The organism is Paraburkholderia phymatum STM815 (assembly GCF_000020045.1).
In the GTDB taxonomy this organism is placed as follows: Bacteria; Pseudomonadota; Gammaproteobacteria; order Burkholderiales; family Burkholderiaceae; genus Paraburkholderia; species Paraburkholderia phymatum.
This window is the reverse complement of sequence record NC_010622.1, coordinates 875112-890763: the sequence shown is the minus strand read 5'-3', so window position 1 is coordinate 890763 and position 15652 is coordinate 875112. Positions and strand designations below refer to the sequence as shown.

The following is a 15652-nucleotide window of genomic DNA, read 5'->3' as shown; positions in this document are numbered from 1 at the left end:
GCTCACAGATTCGACGCCGCCGCCACGCGCTTGCCCGACCACGCGAACGCCAGCGTCGCGAGCGCCGCCAGCGCGAGGAACGGGAAGATCGCCGCGTTGATGGCCGCCCAGCCGAAGTGCGCGAGCATCTGCCCGGCGCACAGCGAGCCGATCGCGGAGAACGCAAAGGTCGTGAACTCGCTGGTCGCCTGTGTCTTCGCGCGCTCGGACGGCCGGTACGACTGCGCGAGCAGCGTCGTGCCGCCGACGAACATCAGGTTCCAGCCAACGCCGAGGCAGGCGAGCGCCGCGTAGAAATGCGGGAGGTCGGTCGAGCGCAACGCGAGGACGCCGCACAGCGCGGACAGCACAATGCCGGCGCCGATTACGCGCAGCACGCCGAAGCGCGCGATCAGGCGCGCCGAGAAAAACGACGGCGCGAACATGCCGACCAGATGCCACTGGATGATCTGTGCGCCGTCGCCGATCGAATGGCCGCAAGCGACGGCGGCAATCGGCGTCGCCGTCATCACGATCATCATCACGGCGTAGCCGAGCGCGTTGTTCGCCAGCGCCGCGACGAAGATCGGCTGGCGGACGATCGCGCGCCACGGGCGCGCGGGTTCGCGGTGCGAGGTGGCGTCCGCCTGCGGCGCGGCATCGCGATACAGGCCGGCGACGAGCAGCACCGACAGCAGGCCGAGCCCCATGACGAGCGCATAGGAACCTGCGAACGCGACGGGCGCAAGCCAGCCCTTGCTCCACGCGGCCAGCGCCGGTCCAAGTACGGCGGCCACGACACCGCCCGTCAGCACTGTCGAGATCGCACGGCTCTTCGCTTCGACAGGAACGGCGTCGGCGGCGGCGAGACGGTAGTACTGCGCGAACGCCTGAAAGACGCCGACGGTCGCCGTGCCCGCGCAGAACGCCCAGAAACTGTGGTGGAAGATCGCATACACCGAGATCGCGCCGCCCGCCGCGCCGATGCCCGCGCCCAGCAGAAAACCCGCGCGCCGGCCGATGCGCGCCATCAGAAACGACGCGAAGACGGTCGTCAGCGCCGCGGCGACGGTGATGAGCGAAAACGGCAGCGTGGCGAGCGACTTGTCGTCGGCGAGTGTGTAGCCGACGAGACCCGTGAGCGTCAGATCGATCGATACCGACGACGTATAGAGAGCCTGGCAGACGGCCAGCACCCGCGCGGCGCGGCGGCCTTGCGCGGCGCCATAACCAGCGGGCACAAGCGGGCGGACGGCGGGAGCGGCAGTGGAAGATGACGACATCGGCGGCCTCGCGGCGGGTGGTGACGATGTCGGCATCGTCACATCGTTTGCGTTGGCAGAAAGCCAATGATGCATCAATTTCTGCCAGACACGCACGCGCCCGTGCAGCGCGCGTTGTCCGATGCGTGAAGTGTCAGTTGTGGAAGGACACGCCCTCGTCAATCGTGCCGTACATGGTGATGCTGCCCGACCCCGCCGACGACGGCCCCGGGCCGCCCTGCGCGCAGGCGCTGCAAAGGACGGTAACGGCAAGCACGGCAAACAGGATTTTCATGGCTGCATGGTTCGTTAAGCGGAAAAGGCTCGTCGATTCTAGCCTGGCCGCCCGTGTGGACGCAGATTGCCCCGATTGGGGGACACACGTGAAAATGCACGCGACGCTTCACGACAAACTGAAACATCCAATGCGTACGAAGCCTAAAGTGGGCATGACGCCAGAAACCGATCACGGAGACGCTTATGACTGCAGCGCTGCCTTCAGAATCGAATCACTTCCCCGGCTTGAGCCGGATCGGTGCGCTGCTCGCCGATCCGGGCCGGGCCGCGATGCTGTGGGCGCTGATGGACGGGACCGCGCGTCCGGCGGGCGAGCTGACGCTGATCGCGGGCCTGTCGCCGTCTGCAGCGAGCGCGCATCTCGCGCGGCTCACCGACGGCGGGCTGCTCGCGCTCGAAGTGCGCGGACGGCATCGCTATTTCAGGATCGCATCGCCGGAAATCGCCACGACCATCGAGGCGCTCGCCAACGTTGCGCAGGCGGCCGCCCCGCAGCGGCCCGTGCCGCGCCCGGCGCGTACCGTGCCCGTCGATATGCGCTTTGCCCGCACCTGCTATGACCACATGGCGGGCGAACTGGCCGTGCGGGTCTACGAACGGCTCGTCGGCGGCGGCCTGCTGACCGTTCACGGCGACGCGCTCGAAGCAACCTCCAACGGCACGGCGCTGCTCGCCGATTGGGGCATCGACGTATCGCAGCAGCGCACGCGCCGACGCCGCTTCGCCTGCACCTGCCCCGACTGGAGCGAACGGCGCCCGCATCTCGGCGGCGCGCTCGGCGCGGCGCTGCTCGATTCGTGGTCGGCACAGGGATGGGTCGAACGCACCGATCGGCCGCGAATCCTGCGCGTGACGCCCGCCGGCCATCGTCATTTCGACGCCTTTCTCGCGCGAGGATGAACGATTCGTCTGACAAGATCGCAACGCGCAACAATTTTTGTTACAGCGCCGTCTGGATGGCTTACAAATGAGTGCGCCTTGAAACAGGGGCGGCGGGTAGAGTCATTTCACACGGCGTCGCCTGATGCGGCGCCCGATGGAGCGACAACCATGAAATCACTCACCACCTACGCTCAACCTGCCTCGCGACGCGGCGCACGTCGCACCTCGCTCGTCGCGCTTGCGGTCGCCGGCGCCCTGACGACATTCGCGTGGCAGCCGAGCTGGGCGCAGCAGGCGCCGCCGCCCGCCAACTTTGCGCAAAGCGCGCCGGATGGCGATCCGCCCGGACGCGTCGCCCGTCTGAATTACATGGCGGGCACGGTCACGACCGAACCGGCGGGCGCCTCGGACTGGTCGTATGCGCAGGTCAACCGGCCGCTCACGACGGGCGACCAGTTGTGGAACGCCGGGAACGCGCGCTCGGAGCTGCACATCGGCTCGACAGCCGTGCGCATGGGCGAACAGACCAGCCTCGACATCCTGAATCTCGACGACAGCAGCGCGCAGCTGAAAGTCGCGCAAGGCACGCTGTCGACGCGCGTGCGCGCAATCGCGCCAGGTTCGACGTATGAGATCGACACGCCGAATCTCGCGCTGGGCCTGAACACACCCGGCGACTATCGCGTCGACGTCGCGCCCGACGGCAGCAGCACGACCGTAACTGTGCGCAGCGGCAGCGCAACCGTCTACGGCGACAACGGGCAGCTGCCCATCGGCGCCGGACAGCAGGTCACCTTCACGGGCACGAGCCTGCAGCAGGCGGCCGCCAACGGCGCGCCTGGACCCGACGCGTTCGATCAATGGGCCGCGAACCGCGACGCCGCCGAGGACCGCTCGGTGTCGGCGCGCTATGTGTCGCGCGAAATGCCCGGCTATCAGGACCTCGACGCGAACGGCACCTGGCGCAGCACGCCGCAGTACGGCCAGGTGTGGGTGCCGAATCAGGAGCCCGAAGGCTGGGCTCCGTATCGCGACGGTCACTGGGTCTGGCAGGCACCGTGGGGCTGGACGTGGGTCGACGACGCGCCGTGGGGCTTCGCGCCGTATCACTACGGTCGCTGGGCTTATGTCGACGATTCATGGGCGTGGGTGCCGGGCCAGGCTGTCGTCAGCGAGCCGCCTGTGTACGCCCCTGCCCTCGTCGCGTTCGTCGGCGATGGCGGCAGCGACTGGAGCGTGAATCTGGCCGTCGGCGGCGTCGCGGCCGCGGGCCTCGCGTGGTTCGCGCTCGGTCCGGGCGAGCCGTGGCATCCGCACTGGGGCCGCGATCACGACTGGAGCCCGCGTTATTACGATCGCGTGAACAACACGGTCATCGTCAACAACCGCGTCGATATCCGTAACAACGTCCACAACACGTATATCAACTACCGTGCGCCGGGCGCCGTGACGGCGATGCCGGCAGCGGCGTTCGTGCACGGCCAGCCGACCAACCATTTCGCCCACCGCGTCGATCCCGCCCAATGGCACAACGCGCGCTTCAATGCGGGGGCGCCGGGCATCGCGCCCGTCCAGCAGAGCTTCGGACCGGGGATGCGCAATGCCGCTTACCGCCCGCCCGCTAACGCGATGGCGCGGCCTGTCGTCGGCACGCGTAGCCCCGCTGTCCCGGCTGCGTTTCACGACCGTCTCGCGCAGCACTTCGGCCAAGGCGGCCACGGCCGTGTGCCGGGTGCGGGCGAGCCGATCGTGCGTACCTCCGTGCCGGCGCATTTCTCCGGGAAGACGCTCGGCGGCAACGGGCCTGTCGCGAACGTTCGCGTCGTGAATTCGCATGCGCCCGGCCAGACGGCGGGCGGGCCGGGCGCTCAACGCCCGAGCGGGCCGATGCCGCAAATGGAGGGACGACAGCAAGGCGCTCCGGGACGGGGCTTCGCGCCGGGGCAGATGGCGGGCGGGTCAGGCGGTCAGCGTCCCGGCGCCGGCGAGCCGCAGGCCAACGGCCAGCAGCAACACGGCATGCCGATGCAGGCAGGCAACGGTGTACCGCGTCCGCCTCAATTCGCCGGCGGCCAGCCGTTGAGCAATATGCGTCAACAGCCTGGACAAGCGGATGGTGCGCAACATCCCGACATGGCGGCGGTCCAGCGGCATGAGCCTGCATGGACCCAACAACACGCGCCGATGGCGCAGCAACGCGGCAATCCGCAGCAGTTCGGCGCGGCACAGGCGCCCGGACAGCATCCGTCGTCTGGGCAACCAGGACAGGTTAGCGAGCAGCATGAGCGGATGCAGCAGAGGCCTGGGATTGCTTTTGGCGGCGCCGCTCCAGTGCAGCCGCCGCATCGGCCGGACACGCACGGACAGCAGACGGCCGCGCCAGTGCAACAGGCTCAGCCTCAACCGCATCCGGACACGCGGCCGCAGCAGCAAGCGCGCCAAGAGTTTCATCCGCAGCCTCAGCCTCAGCCGCAAGCACGCCAGGAATTCCACCCGCAGCCTCAGCCGCAGCCGCAGGCACGCCAGGAATTCCACCCGCAGCCGCAGCCGCCACAGCAAGCGCGACAGGAGTTCCATGCGCAGCCGCAGCCGCAAGCTCAGCCGCGTCCGGAACCTCGTCCGCCGCAACAGGCGCAGCATCCGCAACCGCAACCGCAGCCGCATCAGGAACAACGCGCGACGGGCGGTGGGCACGACGAGCATCATCGCGGCTAAACCCGCGCCGCATGGCGCCCGCGAATGAAAACGCCCACCGCGAATGGCAGTGGGCGTTTTCACATCGGGGACAATCAGCCGTTGCGCTCAGATCGCCATCGGCGCCGTCAGCGGCTCGTGATGTCGGTAGCCGACCAGCGAGAAATCGGACGGCTCCACCTTCTCCAGCCACTCGGGCTCGTAGACACCCGTCTTCGTGTAGTCGGGCACGCGCTCCGAAATCGCAAACTGCGGGCTCTCGTAAGGATCGCGCGTCAGTTGCTGCTGCAACATGTCGAGCTGGTTCTCATAGATATGCGCATCGCCGATGAAATACGTGAACCAGCGCGGCGTATAGCCCGTCAGCCGGCCGACGAGATGCAGCAGCGCGGCCCCTTCCGTCAGGTTGAACGGCGTGCCGAGTCCGACGTCGTTGCTGCGGATGTACAGGCAGAGAGAAATCTCGCGCTTCGATGCATTCGGCAGGAACTGGTACAGCAGATGGCATGCAGGCAGTGCGATTTCCTCGAGCACGGCCGGATTCCACGCATGAAACAAGATCCGCCGGTCGGACGGGTTGTGCATGATCGCGTCGAGGCACTGACGAAGCTGGTCGATCGCCTTGTACAGCAGCACCTTGCGCATGCCGTCCTCTTCGAATTCCGTGACGGGCGCATAGCCGCGCGAGGCCGCGTCTTCCAGCTGCGCGCTCGCCGTCGCGTCGAGCACCTTGTACGCGGGCCACCGCCGCCACTGCACGCCGTACACGTCGCCGAGATCGTCCGGACCCTCGCGATACGGGTTGGCGAGCCACTGCGCGTTTTCGTTCGCGTTCGCGTCCCAGACCTTGCAGCCGAGCGCTCGGAAATCGGCGGCGCTCCGGGACGCACGCAGAAAACCGATCAGTTCGCCGATCGCCGACTTGAACGCGAGCTTCTTCGTCGTCACGGCGGGGAAACCCTGCTGAAGGTCGAAACGCAACATCGCCCCGGGCATGCTGATCGTGCGAATGCCGGTGCGGTTTTCCTGCCAGCTGCCGGTATCGAGGATCGTGCGGACGAGGTCGAGGTACTGTTTCATACGGGTTCCTTCGGCGTGGCGCGCGGGCGCAGCGGACCGTTCTTGGGAAAACCCCGATTCTAGCAAGCCGGGCGAACGCAGGTGAGCGCGCCGAACGGACGGGCGAACGCTCCATGCCCGGGCTTGAACCACCCGCGCTGCGACGCTGCAGAAAGGAAAGCCCGGCCAGCCGGCCGGGCTTCATTCGCGATGACAGTCTCGCACGCAGGGGGGCAGCGCCCCGCCGCTTTACAGATGCGGCATCGTCGACGGCATGTCCGCGTGTTGCGCGAGCGGCTCGCTTTCCATATGCCGCATACCGTGCGAGCACAACAGCCGGTACAGCGTCACGCGCGAAATCCCGAGTTCCTGTGCCGCGTCGCCGAGACGCCCGCGATGACGCAACAAGGCCAGCTCGATCGCCTGCCGCTCGGCCGCCTCGCGCGCCTGTGCCAGCGACACAGGGACGATCTCCACGTATTCGGCCAGTTCGAGATCGCGCGCCGTGATGGCCCGCCCTTCCGACATCACGATCGCCCGCCGCACGCGGTTGATCAGTTCTCGCACGTTACCCGGCCAGCTGTAGTTGTGGAGCGCCGCAATCGCGTCGGGCGCAAAGCCGCGCAGCCGACGGCTGGCGTCTTTCCTGAAACGTTCGAGCATATGCCGCGCAAGCAGTTCGATGTCCTTGCCGCGCGCGCGCAGCGGCGGCTCATCGATCTGCAGCACGCAAAGCCGATGATAGAGGTCCGAGCGGAAGCGGCCTTCGATCATCGCCGTGTTCATGTCGACGTGTGTCGCCGAAATGATCCGCACGTCCACCTCGATCGAGCCGTGCCCGCCCAGCCGCTCGACCTTGCGCTCCTGCAGGAAGCGCAGCAGGCTCGCCTGGCTTTCGAGCGGCAGGTCGCCGATTTCATCGAGGAACAGCGTGCCGCCGTTCGCCGCTTCGACGCGGCCGATCTTGCGCTGGTTGGCGCCTGTGAAGGCCCCGCGCTCGTAGCCGAACAGTTCCGATTGCAGCAGATGCGGCGGAATCGCCCCGCAGTTGATGGGGATGAACGGCGCATTGCGGCGCGACGAGCGCTCGTGAATGGCGACGGCCGTGAGTTCCTTGCCCGTGCCGGATTCACCCGAGATGAACACGGGGGCGTCCGTCATCGCCACTTTGCGGATAGAACGGAACAGCGCGAGCATCGCGTCGCACGAGCCGACCATTTCGCCTTCCGAGCCGCCTTGCGACGCATCGTTCGATGCAGGCTCGCCGAGCGACACCATGCCGTAAGCATGGCCGACGGAATCGACGATGCGGTCGCCCGAATAAGGCACGGTCACGTAATCGAAACAGTAATCGCGCACGAGCCGGCGCAATGCAGCGTCCTGCAGCTGGCCGGCCATCGTGGTGGCGACCCAGCCGACGTTGGGCATGGTCAGGCACGATTCGAAGGCCGCGATTTCGTGCTGCTGGAAACAGCTCGACAGATCGAGCAGGCCGCCCGCCGCCATCCCCGAGCGCACGGCGCGTCGGGCGTCGCGAGCTGAGCCGACGACCTCGACATGCCACCCGCGCTCATGAAAGCGCGTGTTCAACTCAGCGCTGGGATCTCTTGATACGTAAATCAGTTGCCGCGTGGCGGATTCCATTATTCAGATCCTCTCGTCAACGAACGTTAAGGATGACGGCATGTGCTGATCTGGATTTAGCTTTCAGGCACGCCTATTCGCACGGGATTCGCAAACAGCGAAAACCGAACGGCCATTCCATTCCGTACGGACAGCTGATCCCCGAAAAACGGCGCGTGTATTGAAACGACCCAGTACTGGGCTTTTTAAAATTGTGTGCTTCGATGAGAGCTTACTATACGCGCGAGCCGCCGAAAACAAATATGCGAATTAAATCGTCAGCCCTTGTACAGCAAGGATTTGCGACTGATGAGGACCCTCATTGGGAGGCGATTTATTCGGTGGAAGCGCATTCACCATACTTTTTTATCGACGTACTACGCTCGTGTTGCACTTAACGCATCCATTTGAAAATTGCATGTTTTCAGGCTGAGGTTTCAGACCTGAAACGTTTTCGAACGAAATGGATCGCGCCTCGTCCGATCCATTTCAGTCCCTCCCAATTGCAGCAATGGATTGCGACGGATGGCACATGTTTCGCTAAATCTCCCGCACCTAGGAGAGACACCATGCGACTCGTTTTCCGCATCGACTCGAACCCGGTTCCGCTGCTGCCCGCCGGCTTCGCCGTGTGCGTGGCCTTCGCGCTGTCAGCGCTGCCCGCCTGCGCGATCGCGCAGAAATCCATGAGCGCCGCCGCACAGGCTCTGTCGGCCGCGCAACAGTCCACGGACCCTGCCGCAGATAAAACATTGAACGCGGCGGCAGCTTCCGATACGGCGGTGATCGCCGGTGAAACCGATTTAAACGGCGCGCAGGTGCTGAACGTGCCCGCCGACGGCGCGGCGACGAACGGCATCGCGCTCGACGACCAGATGTTGTCGCGCCAGCGCGGCGGCGCCGCGGACATGGTGATGGTCGCGGCGCCGCCGCAGTTGATGCACGGCTCATCGGTGACGCTGTGGGACGAAATCGCTCCGCCCTCGCCGCTGCCCGTACCCATCGACGCCGCGCAAGGCAACGTCGCGAACTACCAGCGGAAGTAGCACGGCGTCACGGCATCGCACGCACCGATTAAACAAGACGCAGACCAGTGCTAACTACTTCGCGGTCCATAACGATTAAGTCAGCGATACGTAAAACGATCGCTTCATTGGCTGTGCGACGCGGAGCGACAACAGCTACAAGGCCATCGACGGCGGCGGCCACATGTCGGCGGCCGACCATGCGAGCGGCAGCTACGAGTACGCATCGCACAACACGCCGTGGCAGGGCTCGGACTACGTCGCGTATGGCGAGCAGTCGAGCGGCTATGACGCGAAAAATCGAAAACGCATGACAGCGCGTCCGCGCAGTGGGGCTTCAGCTCGTCGGTTTCCAAGACGGATGTCGAGGTGGTTGGCTCGGTCACCCAGCACATCAACACGCAGAAGGCGGGCACGCTGACGGCGACTACGGCAACAACGCGGCGACGAACGTGAGCGGCAACATCGGCGTGAAGAACGCGGGCGGCTCGGGCAACGAGCAGCTCAACGGTCTCAACATCGCCTCGATGGATACGAGCCGCTAAACAGGCAGCGGTAGCAGGAACAGCCATACGGGATGCGCCGGCGGCCGATGCAGCCGCCGGCGCATTCGGGAAGGAGACCAGCATGTCCCGGCTCTCCCATCGCCGGCGGAACGTCGCGCCGTATCCACCGCCGTGCTTCCAACTTGCGGATTGTGTGCGCAAGTGCACGCACAGGCGAGCGTCGACACGTCTACCCTCGCAGGTATTCCGCTTACTAAACGGTGCACTCGATGAGGGACCTGCGTTGCCGCCATATCGTCAGCCAGCAGTTCGACACAGCTGCGGTGCGGCGGCGCTCGCGACCCTCCTCAAGTACGACTGCGGGATCGACATCCCCAAAACGGATCTGATCCGCCGGATGATGGTTGTCTCGACGCCGGAGGTGGTGGTGAGGAACGGCTTCTCGATGCTCGACATGAAGAAATCCCTCGAGACGATCGGGCTGCGGGGCCGCGGCTTCCGGGTGAACACGGACGCGCTGTATCACCTCCAGATTCCCGTCATGGTTCTGATGAACCTCGACGGCTATGAGCATTTCGTGATCGTCAAGCACGCGCAGGACGGCCGCATCTTCATCGCGGCCCCCGCACTCGGCAACGGGACCCTGCTCGAGGAGGATTTCGCGAAATCAATGGTCTCGTGTTCGCAGTCGTCGGGAAACCGTTCAGGGACGATTCCCCGCTGTTGCAGGACAACGAGTCGCTGGCCTCGCGGCTGCGCGAACCTGCGCCCAAAAGGCGCGGGCGGACAAATCATCGCCGGTTTCGTATTGAACGTGCTTTCGCAATGGCAGTTGCCGAACGGCGCGAAGGCGCTCGCGCAAGGCCCTCTTTCCGTTGCACGCGATGCGGCGAACGCGCTGACGGCCAACGTCAATACGCTCGCGCGCGTCACCGACGGCCACGGCAATCCGGGCGCAGACCCGAATGCGCGGCCCGGCGGCCGACAGCACATCGCGGTCAACCGCGTGTTGCAGGTCACGCAGGTCGCGGGCGATCGCAACCCCGGATTCAATACGGCGACGATCGACTTCAACAACCATCGGCAACTGGTGGCGGGCGGCACCCGTGCCCAGAGCGCGGCGGCATCGAACACGGCGGGCAACGTCAAGGCGGACATTTCGCTCGGCAACGGCGGCGTGACGGTCGGGCGGCAGACGCCCGCCGGCATTGCGTCGCAAACCATTGCACCGGGCAACGCGCAACAGGCCGGCGCGATTGCGCAACTGCTGCACATTGCAGGCAATAACCAGCAAGTCGCCAACCAGTTGCAGATCTCGCTGCACACGGCACCCATCTCGTCCGCGATGCTGCGCCAGGCAGGCGTACTACAAGCTCTGCAAAACGCGGTGAATGCAAGGAGATAAGGCGGGCCGCCACCCGTCAACCCGTGTCACCAGGAGGAGAAGCCGTACTAAAGGCGGCAGCATCAGAACGAATCAGGCGCTGCCACTTTCACCGGGGGAAGAAAACAATGATGAACGAAACAACAGGCGGAAAGCCGCGGGTCCGGCTCGCGGCTATTCCTGCCGCCGCGATGCTGCGCGCGCTTTCGCAGGGGGTTTTCGCTCAGTCCATTGGCAACCAGTCGCTCGAAGAACGGGTCAACATGCTGAGGCGCGTCGTCGATGAGCAGCAGCGGCAGATCCAGTCGCAGGAACGACAGGTGACGAATCTGGAAAAGTCGCAGCGCGGCCGCGGCGCGCCGGGCTATGGCGTGCCTGCCGGCAATGCGGCCGTCGCGGGGCAGCCGGGCGCCGACGGCCTGCCGATGCCGCTGCCGCCTCTCGCGCAGGTGACGCCGGGTGCGCCAGCGCCGGGCAGCGCGGCGGGCGTGCCCGTGAATCCGCCCGCGCCGGAAGACACGACGGCGACGGGCTCGCCCGGCACCAGCAATCCGAACGCACAGGCGAGCGGCGCCGGCATGCCGGAAGGCGCCGTCGGGCAGACGCAGAAAGCGGCCGAACCAGTGCGCACGCAGGCCGAGGAAGCCGTCGTGCAACGCGAGCACGCGCCGCTCTTCGACCACAAGCTGACCTTGGACTGGGGCATCAGCGATTCCTACTATGACCGCCGGCAGCTGCAGCTATCCGGCTTCCTCGCGCTCGACGCGATCTTTCTCGGCAATATCAATCTGGGGCAGACCAAGTCGCACCAGATCATGGCCGACCTCGACACGCGCTACGGCCTGACAGACCGCATGAGCTTCGACGTCGGCGTGCCGTATGTGTACCGGCACAGCCCGTTCATCGTCGGCGGCGCGGGCGGCGCGGCGAACACGCTGTCCGACGCGTCGGCGAATTCGAGCGCGATCGGCATGACGCCCGACGGGCCGAACTATGTCACTGGCCTGCGCTTTCCCTACACCTTTTGACGTGACACCGATACGAGGCAGATCGTGCGCGAATCTTCTCATTTGAGTTCCGTTACCCCGCTCGCCGGCTCCCGGCTGCGTCTTGCCGCCTCGCGCGGATCGGAAACGTCCGCTGCGCGCCCCGCAGCCGTCGACGCGCCGCGCGGCGCCGCGCCCCGGGCACGCGCACGTGTGCTCCTGTACGCGGCCCGCACGCCCGACGACGCGCTCGTCGAGCAACTGAAGAGCCGCGGCTGGAGCGTGCTCGTCGCGCGCTCGGCACACGATATCGGCAAGCTCATCAAGCCCGCGACCTTGTGCGCGGGCATCGTCGACATGGCGAGCTTTCCGGCGCGCGATCTGCCGGGGCTCGAGGCGGGCCTGCGCCAGCAGCAGGTCGGCTGGATCGCGCTGGCGAATCCCGAAAGGCTCGCGGACCCCGCCGTGCGGCGGCTGATCCGCCACTATTGCTTCGACTACGTGAAGCTTCCCGTCGCACACGCGACAATCGACTACCTGGTCGGCCATGCATACGGAATGATCCATCTCAGCGACGCCGACCTGCCGCCCGACACGACGGCCGTCAGCGACGATGAGATGGTCGGCACCTGCGAAGCGATGCAGCAGTTGTTCCGCACGATCCGCAAGGTCGCGAACACGGATGCGAGCGTGTTCATCTCGGGCGAATCGGGCACGGGTAAGGAACTGACGGCGTTGGCGATCCACGAGCGTTCGCCGCGGCGCAAGGCGCCGTTCGTCCCGATCAACTGCGGTGCGATTGCGCATCACCTGCTGCAGTCGGAGTTGTTCGGCTACGAGCGCGGCGCGTTCACGGGCGCGAACCAGCGCAAGATCGGGCGCGTCGAGGCGGCCAACGGCGGCACGCTGTTTCTCGACGAAATCGGCGACCTGCCGATGGAGAGCCAGGCGAGCCTGTTGCGCTTCCTGCAAGAAGGCAAGATCGAGCGTCTGGGCGGCCACGAATCGATTTCCGTCGACGTGCGTATCATCTCGGCGACCCACGTCGATCTGGAAGGCGCGATGAGCGAAGGTCGCTTCCGCCAGGACCTGTTTCACCGGCTGTGCGTGCTGCGCGTCGACGAGCCGCCGCTGCGCGCGCGCGGCAAGGACATCGAACTACTCGCGCATCACATTCTCGGCAAGTTCAAGACGGACAGCGCGCGCAAGATTCGCGGCTTCGCGCCGTCGGCGATCGAGGCGATGTACAGCTACCACTGGCCCGGCAATGTGCGCGAGCTGATCAACCGGGTGCGGCGCGCGATCGTGATGGCGGAGAGCAAGCTGATCTCCGCCGAGGATCTGGACCTCGCGCAGTTCAGCGAGCAGCAGACGATGAGTCTCGCGCAGGCGCGCGAAGTGGCCGAGAAGCGCGCGATCGAGGCCGCGCTGCTGCGGCATCGGCACCGTCTCAACGAGGCGGCAGTGGATCTAGGCATTTCGCGCGTGACGCTGTACCGGCTGATGAGCACGCATGGATTGCGGGACGCGTCGGGTGACGACAAGGGCGAATGACGGGCGTTTGCGTGCACTTGCACGGGTGATTGCTTTTCGTTTCGGCTCGCGTTTCGGCAAGCGTTCGGCTGGACGGCAGGCTGTCGGGTAGAATCGGCGTTCGCTTTCGTACCCTGCTCCCTACCGCTTTTTCATTCGCATGACGACGCTCACCCTGATCGTCGCTCGCGCCCGCAATGGCGTGATCGGCCGTGACAACCAGCTGCCCTGGCGGCTTCCCGAAGACCTCGCTTTCTTCAAGCGCACGACGATGGGCGCACCCATCGTGATGGGGCGCAAGACGCATGAATCAATTGGCCGTGTGTTGCCGGGGCGGCGCAATATCGTCGTGACGCGCGATGCGCAGCGCCGCTTCGAGGGCTGCGATACCGTGACGAATCTCGACGACGCGTTGGCGCTCGCCGCGCGCGATGGTGCGGGCGAGGCGTTTTTGATAGGCGGTGCGCAGCTGTATGAGGAAGGGTTGCGGCGCGCGGACAAAATGATCGTGACTGAAATTCACGCCGATTTCGATGGCGATGCCTGGTTTCCTGCGCCTGATGTGGCGCACTGGCAAGAGGTCTCGCGGGAGACGCATCAGGCCAAAGAGCCCAATGACTTTGAATATGCCTTTGTGGTTTATCGGCGCCTTGCCACTTGAGGTTGATGGGTATTTTTGTCGGCGACGCTTCTAGTTGGTTGGTTTTTGGTTTTTTTTGCCGGCATCCGCGTTTTGCCTTCGTACTCATGCGTTGCCCCTGTGCGGGGCAACGCCAGCAAACCAGAAACGAAACGCGGATACCAGCGAAAAGAGGCTCACAAATCGAAGGCCAGCCGCCGGCTAAAACGAGATCACTGCCCAGCGACAGTCATCCGTTCAATCAGCACAGAACCGGTCTGCTTGGTCCCGCGCACAATCGTGTCCGCCCCAATCGCGACGACATGCCGGAACATCTCCTGCAACGTGCTCGCCACGGTGATCTCCTCGACGGGATACTGGATCTTGCCATTCTCGACCCAGAACCCGGACGCGCCGCGCGAATAATCGCCCGTCACGTAGTTGACACCCTGCCCCATCAATTCGGTCAGCAACAAACCGGTGCCCAGCTTGCGCAACATCTCTTCGAAGTCATCGGTAGGCTGCGTCAACGAACTGCGCAGCGAAAGGTTATGCGAACCGCCGGCGTTACCCGTCGTCGGCATGCCGAGCTTGCGCGCCGAGTACGTGGACAGGAAATAGCCCTCGACGACGCCGTCCTTCACCACCGAACGCTGCTTTGTGCGCACGCCCTCTTCGTCGAACGGCGCGCTGCCCATCGCGCGCGGCACGTGCGGATCTTCGACCACCTGCACATGCGGCGCGAATACGGGCTTACCCAGACTGTCGACGAGGAATGATGTCTTGCGATACAGCGCGCCGCCGCTCGTCGCCTGCACGAACGCGCCGAGCAGTCCCGCCGCGAGCGGCGCTTCGAACAGCACGGGCACCTTGCGCGTGTCCAGACTGCGCGCGCCCATGCGCGCCAATGCGCGCTCGGCGGCATAGCGCCCCACGGCTTCGGGATCGGCGAGCTCGCCCGCGCTGCGCTTCGACGTGTACCAGTCGTCGCGCTGCATGTTGCGGCCGCTGCCCGCGATCGGCGCACACGCGATGTAGTGACGCGAATACGGATAACCCGCCAGGAATCCGCGCGACGTGCCGAGCACAAACTGCGAATGCTGCGCCGATACGCTCGCGCCCTCCGAATTCTTGATCATCGGATTCGTCGCGAACGCGGCATCTTCTGCGCGCCGAGCCAGTTCGACGGCTTCGTCGGCGTCCAGATTCCACGGGTGATACAGATCCAGATCGCGCGGGTGGGTTTCGAGCAATTCTTCTTCCGCAAGACCCGCGCAGTCGTCTTCGGCCGTGAAGCGCGCGATGTTGTACGCGGCCATGACCGTGTCCTTCAGCGCCTCGGACGAAAAGTCGGACGTGCTTGCATTACCTCGCTTGTTGCCAATGAAGACCGTCACGCCGACCATCTTGTCGCGGTTGTGCTCGATCGTCTCCACTTCGCCGCGGCGCACGGAGACGGACAGCCCGTCGCCTTCCGAGATTTCGGTGGCCGCGTCGGTTGCGCCGAGCGCCTTTGCGTGACGAAGAATGTCGGAGGCGATTTCTTTCAGCTCGTCCTGCGTGTGCGGGAAAAAGCGTTGCCTGGCTTCCGTGTCTGCTGCCATTGTCGTTTGCCGTCCTGAGTTTGCGGTGCCGTCCGGGCCGAAGCCCGCGAGAGTTCGTCGTTGCAAGCGCTGTATCCAGCCGGCCTGTGCGCCGACGTATCCCGCGATCATAGCAAGCTCTACGCCGCCGCACCTGGCATTCGCGAATGCGCCCCGCGTCGATGCCTGCGACGACCATACCTCGTCCTGCCGGCGCTGT

At 65.5% G+C, this 15652-nt stretch carries 10 protein-coding genes and 2 pseudogenes; 7 read left to right on the top strand and 5 right to left on the bottom strand.

The genetic code is table 11. The features are described from left to right. Positions 1-2 precede the first annotated feature (2 nt). Positions 3-1262 carry an MFS transporter gene (locus tag BPHY_RS03995; RefSeq protein WP_012400201.1) on the bottom strand — a complete coding sequence of 420 codons (1260 nt, stop codon included), beginning with the start codon at positions 1260-1262 and terminating at the stop codon, positions 3-5. A 133-nt stretch (positions 1263-1395) separates the two neighbouring features. After that, a complete protein-coding gene (locus BPHY_RS42450) occupies positions 1396-1536 on the bottom strand; it encodes a hypothetical protein (protein ID WP_012400200.1) in 141 nt (46 codons plus the stop codon). Between the two features lie 185 nt (positions 1537-1721). Here BPHY_RS42450 and BPHY_RS03990 point away from each other — a divergent pair, with 185 nt between their 5' ends. Beyond that, positions 1722-2438 carry an ArsR/SmtB family transcription factor gene (locus BPHY_RS03990; protein ID WP_012400199.1) on the top strand — a complete coding sequence of 239 codons (717 nt, stop codon included), beginning with the start codon at positions 1722-1724 and terminating at the stop codon, positions 2436-2438. A 150-nt stretch (positions 2439-2588) separates the two neighbouring features. Further along, positions 2589-5135, top strand: coding sequence for a DUF6600 domain-containing protein (locus tag BPHY_RS42895; RefSeq protein ID WP_012400198.1), 2547 nt, complete (start codon positions 2589-2591; stop codon positions 5133-5135). Between the two features lie 87 nt (positions 5136-5222). Here BPHY_RS42895 and BPHY_RS03980 read toward each other — a convergent pair whose 3' ends face one another. Both BPHY_RS03980 and BPHY_RS03975 read right to left on the bottom strand, forming a co-directional pair. Beyond that, a complete protein-coding gene (locus tag BPHY_RS03980) occupies positions 5223-6194 on the bottom strand; it encodes a thymidylate synthase (RefSeq protein WP_012400197.1) in 972 nt (323 codons plus the stop codon). 228 nt (positions 6195-6422) lie between these two features. Then, positions 6423-7817: a sigma-54 dependent transcriptional regulator gene (locus tag BPHY_RS03975; protein ID WP_012400196.1), complete on the bottom strand. Its 1395-nt coding sequence runs from the start codon at positions 7815-7817 to the stop codon at positions 6423-6425. Between the two features lie 548 nt (positions 7818-8365). On the opposite strand from BPHY_RS03975, the gene BPHY_RS03970 reads away from it, so the two are divergent. The 5 genes and pseudogenes from BPHY_RS03970 to BPHY_RS03945 all read left to right on the top strand — a co-directional run bounded on the left by BPHY_RS03970 (position 8366) and on the right by BPHY_RS03945 (position 13891). Beyond that, positions 8366-8842, top strand: coding sequence for a hypothetical protein (locus BPHY_RS03970; RefSeq protein WP_012400195.1), 477 nt, complete (start codon positions 8366-8368; stop codon positions 8840-8842). 656 nt (positions 8843-9498) lie between these two features. After that, positions 9499-10095 (top strand): annotated as a pseudogene (locus BPHY_RS39095) (C39 family peptidase); the annotation flags it as partial. A gap of 744 nt (positions 10096-10839) precedes the next feature. After that, positions 10840-11682, top strand: a pseudogene (locus BPHY_RS03955) (hypothetical protein); the annotation flags it as partial. A gap of 81 nt (positions 11683-11763) precedes the next feature. Further along, complete coding sequence (locus BPHY_RS03950) at positions 11764-13251, top strand: sigma-54 dependent transcriptional regulator (protein WP_012400192.1); 1488 nt, start codon at positions 11764-11766, stop codon at positions 13249-13251. Between the two features lie 139 nt (positions 13252-13390). Further along, complete coding sequence (locus BPHY_RS03945; RefSeq protein WP_012400191.1) at positions 13391-13891, top strand: dihydrofolate reductase; 501 nt, start codon at positions 13391-13393, stop codon at positions 13889-13891. A gap of 191 nt (positions 13892-14082) precedes the next feature. On the opposite strand, the gene pmbA is transcribed toward BPHY_RS03945, so the two are convergent. Beyond that, a complete protein-coding gene (pmbA, locus tag BPHY_RS03940; RefSeq protein WP_012400190.1) occupies positions 14083-15453 on the bottom strand; it encodes a metalloprotease PmbA in 1371 nt (456 codons plus the stop codon). Positions 15454-15652: the final 199 nt, after the last annotated feature.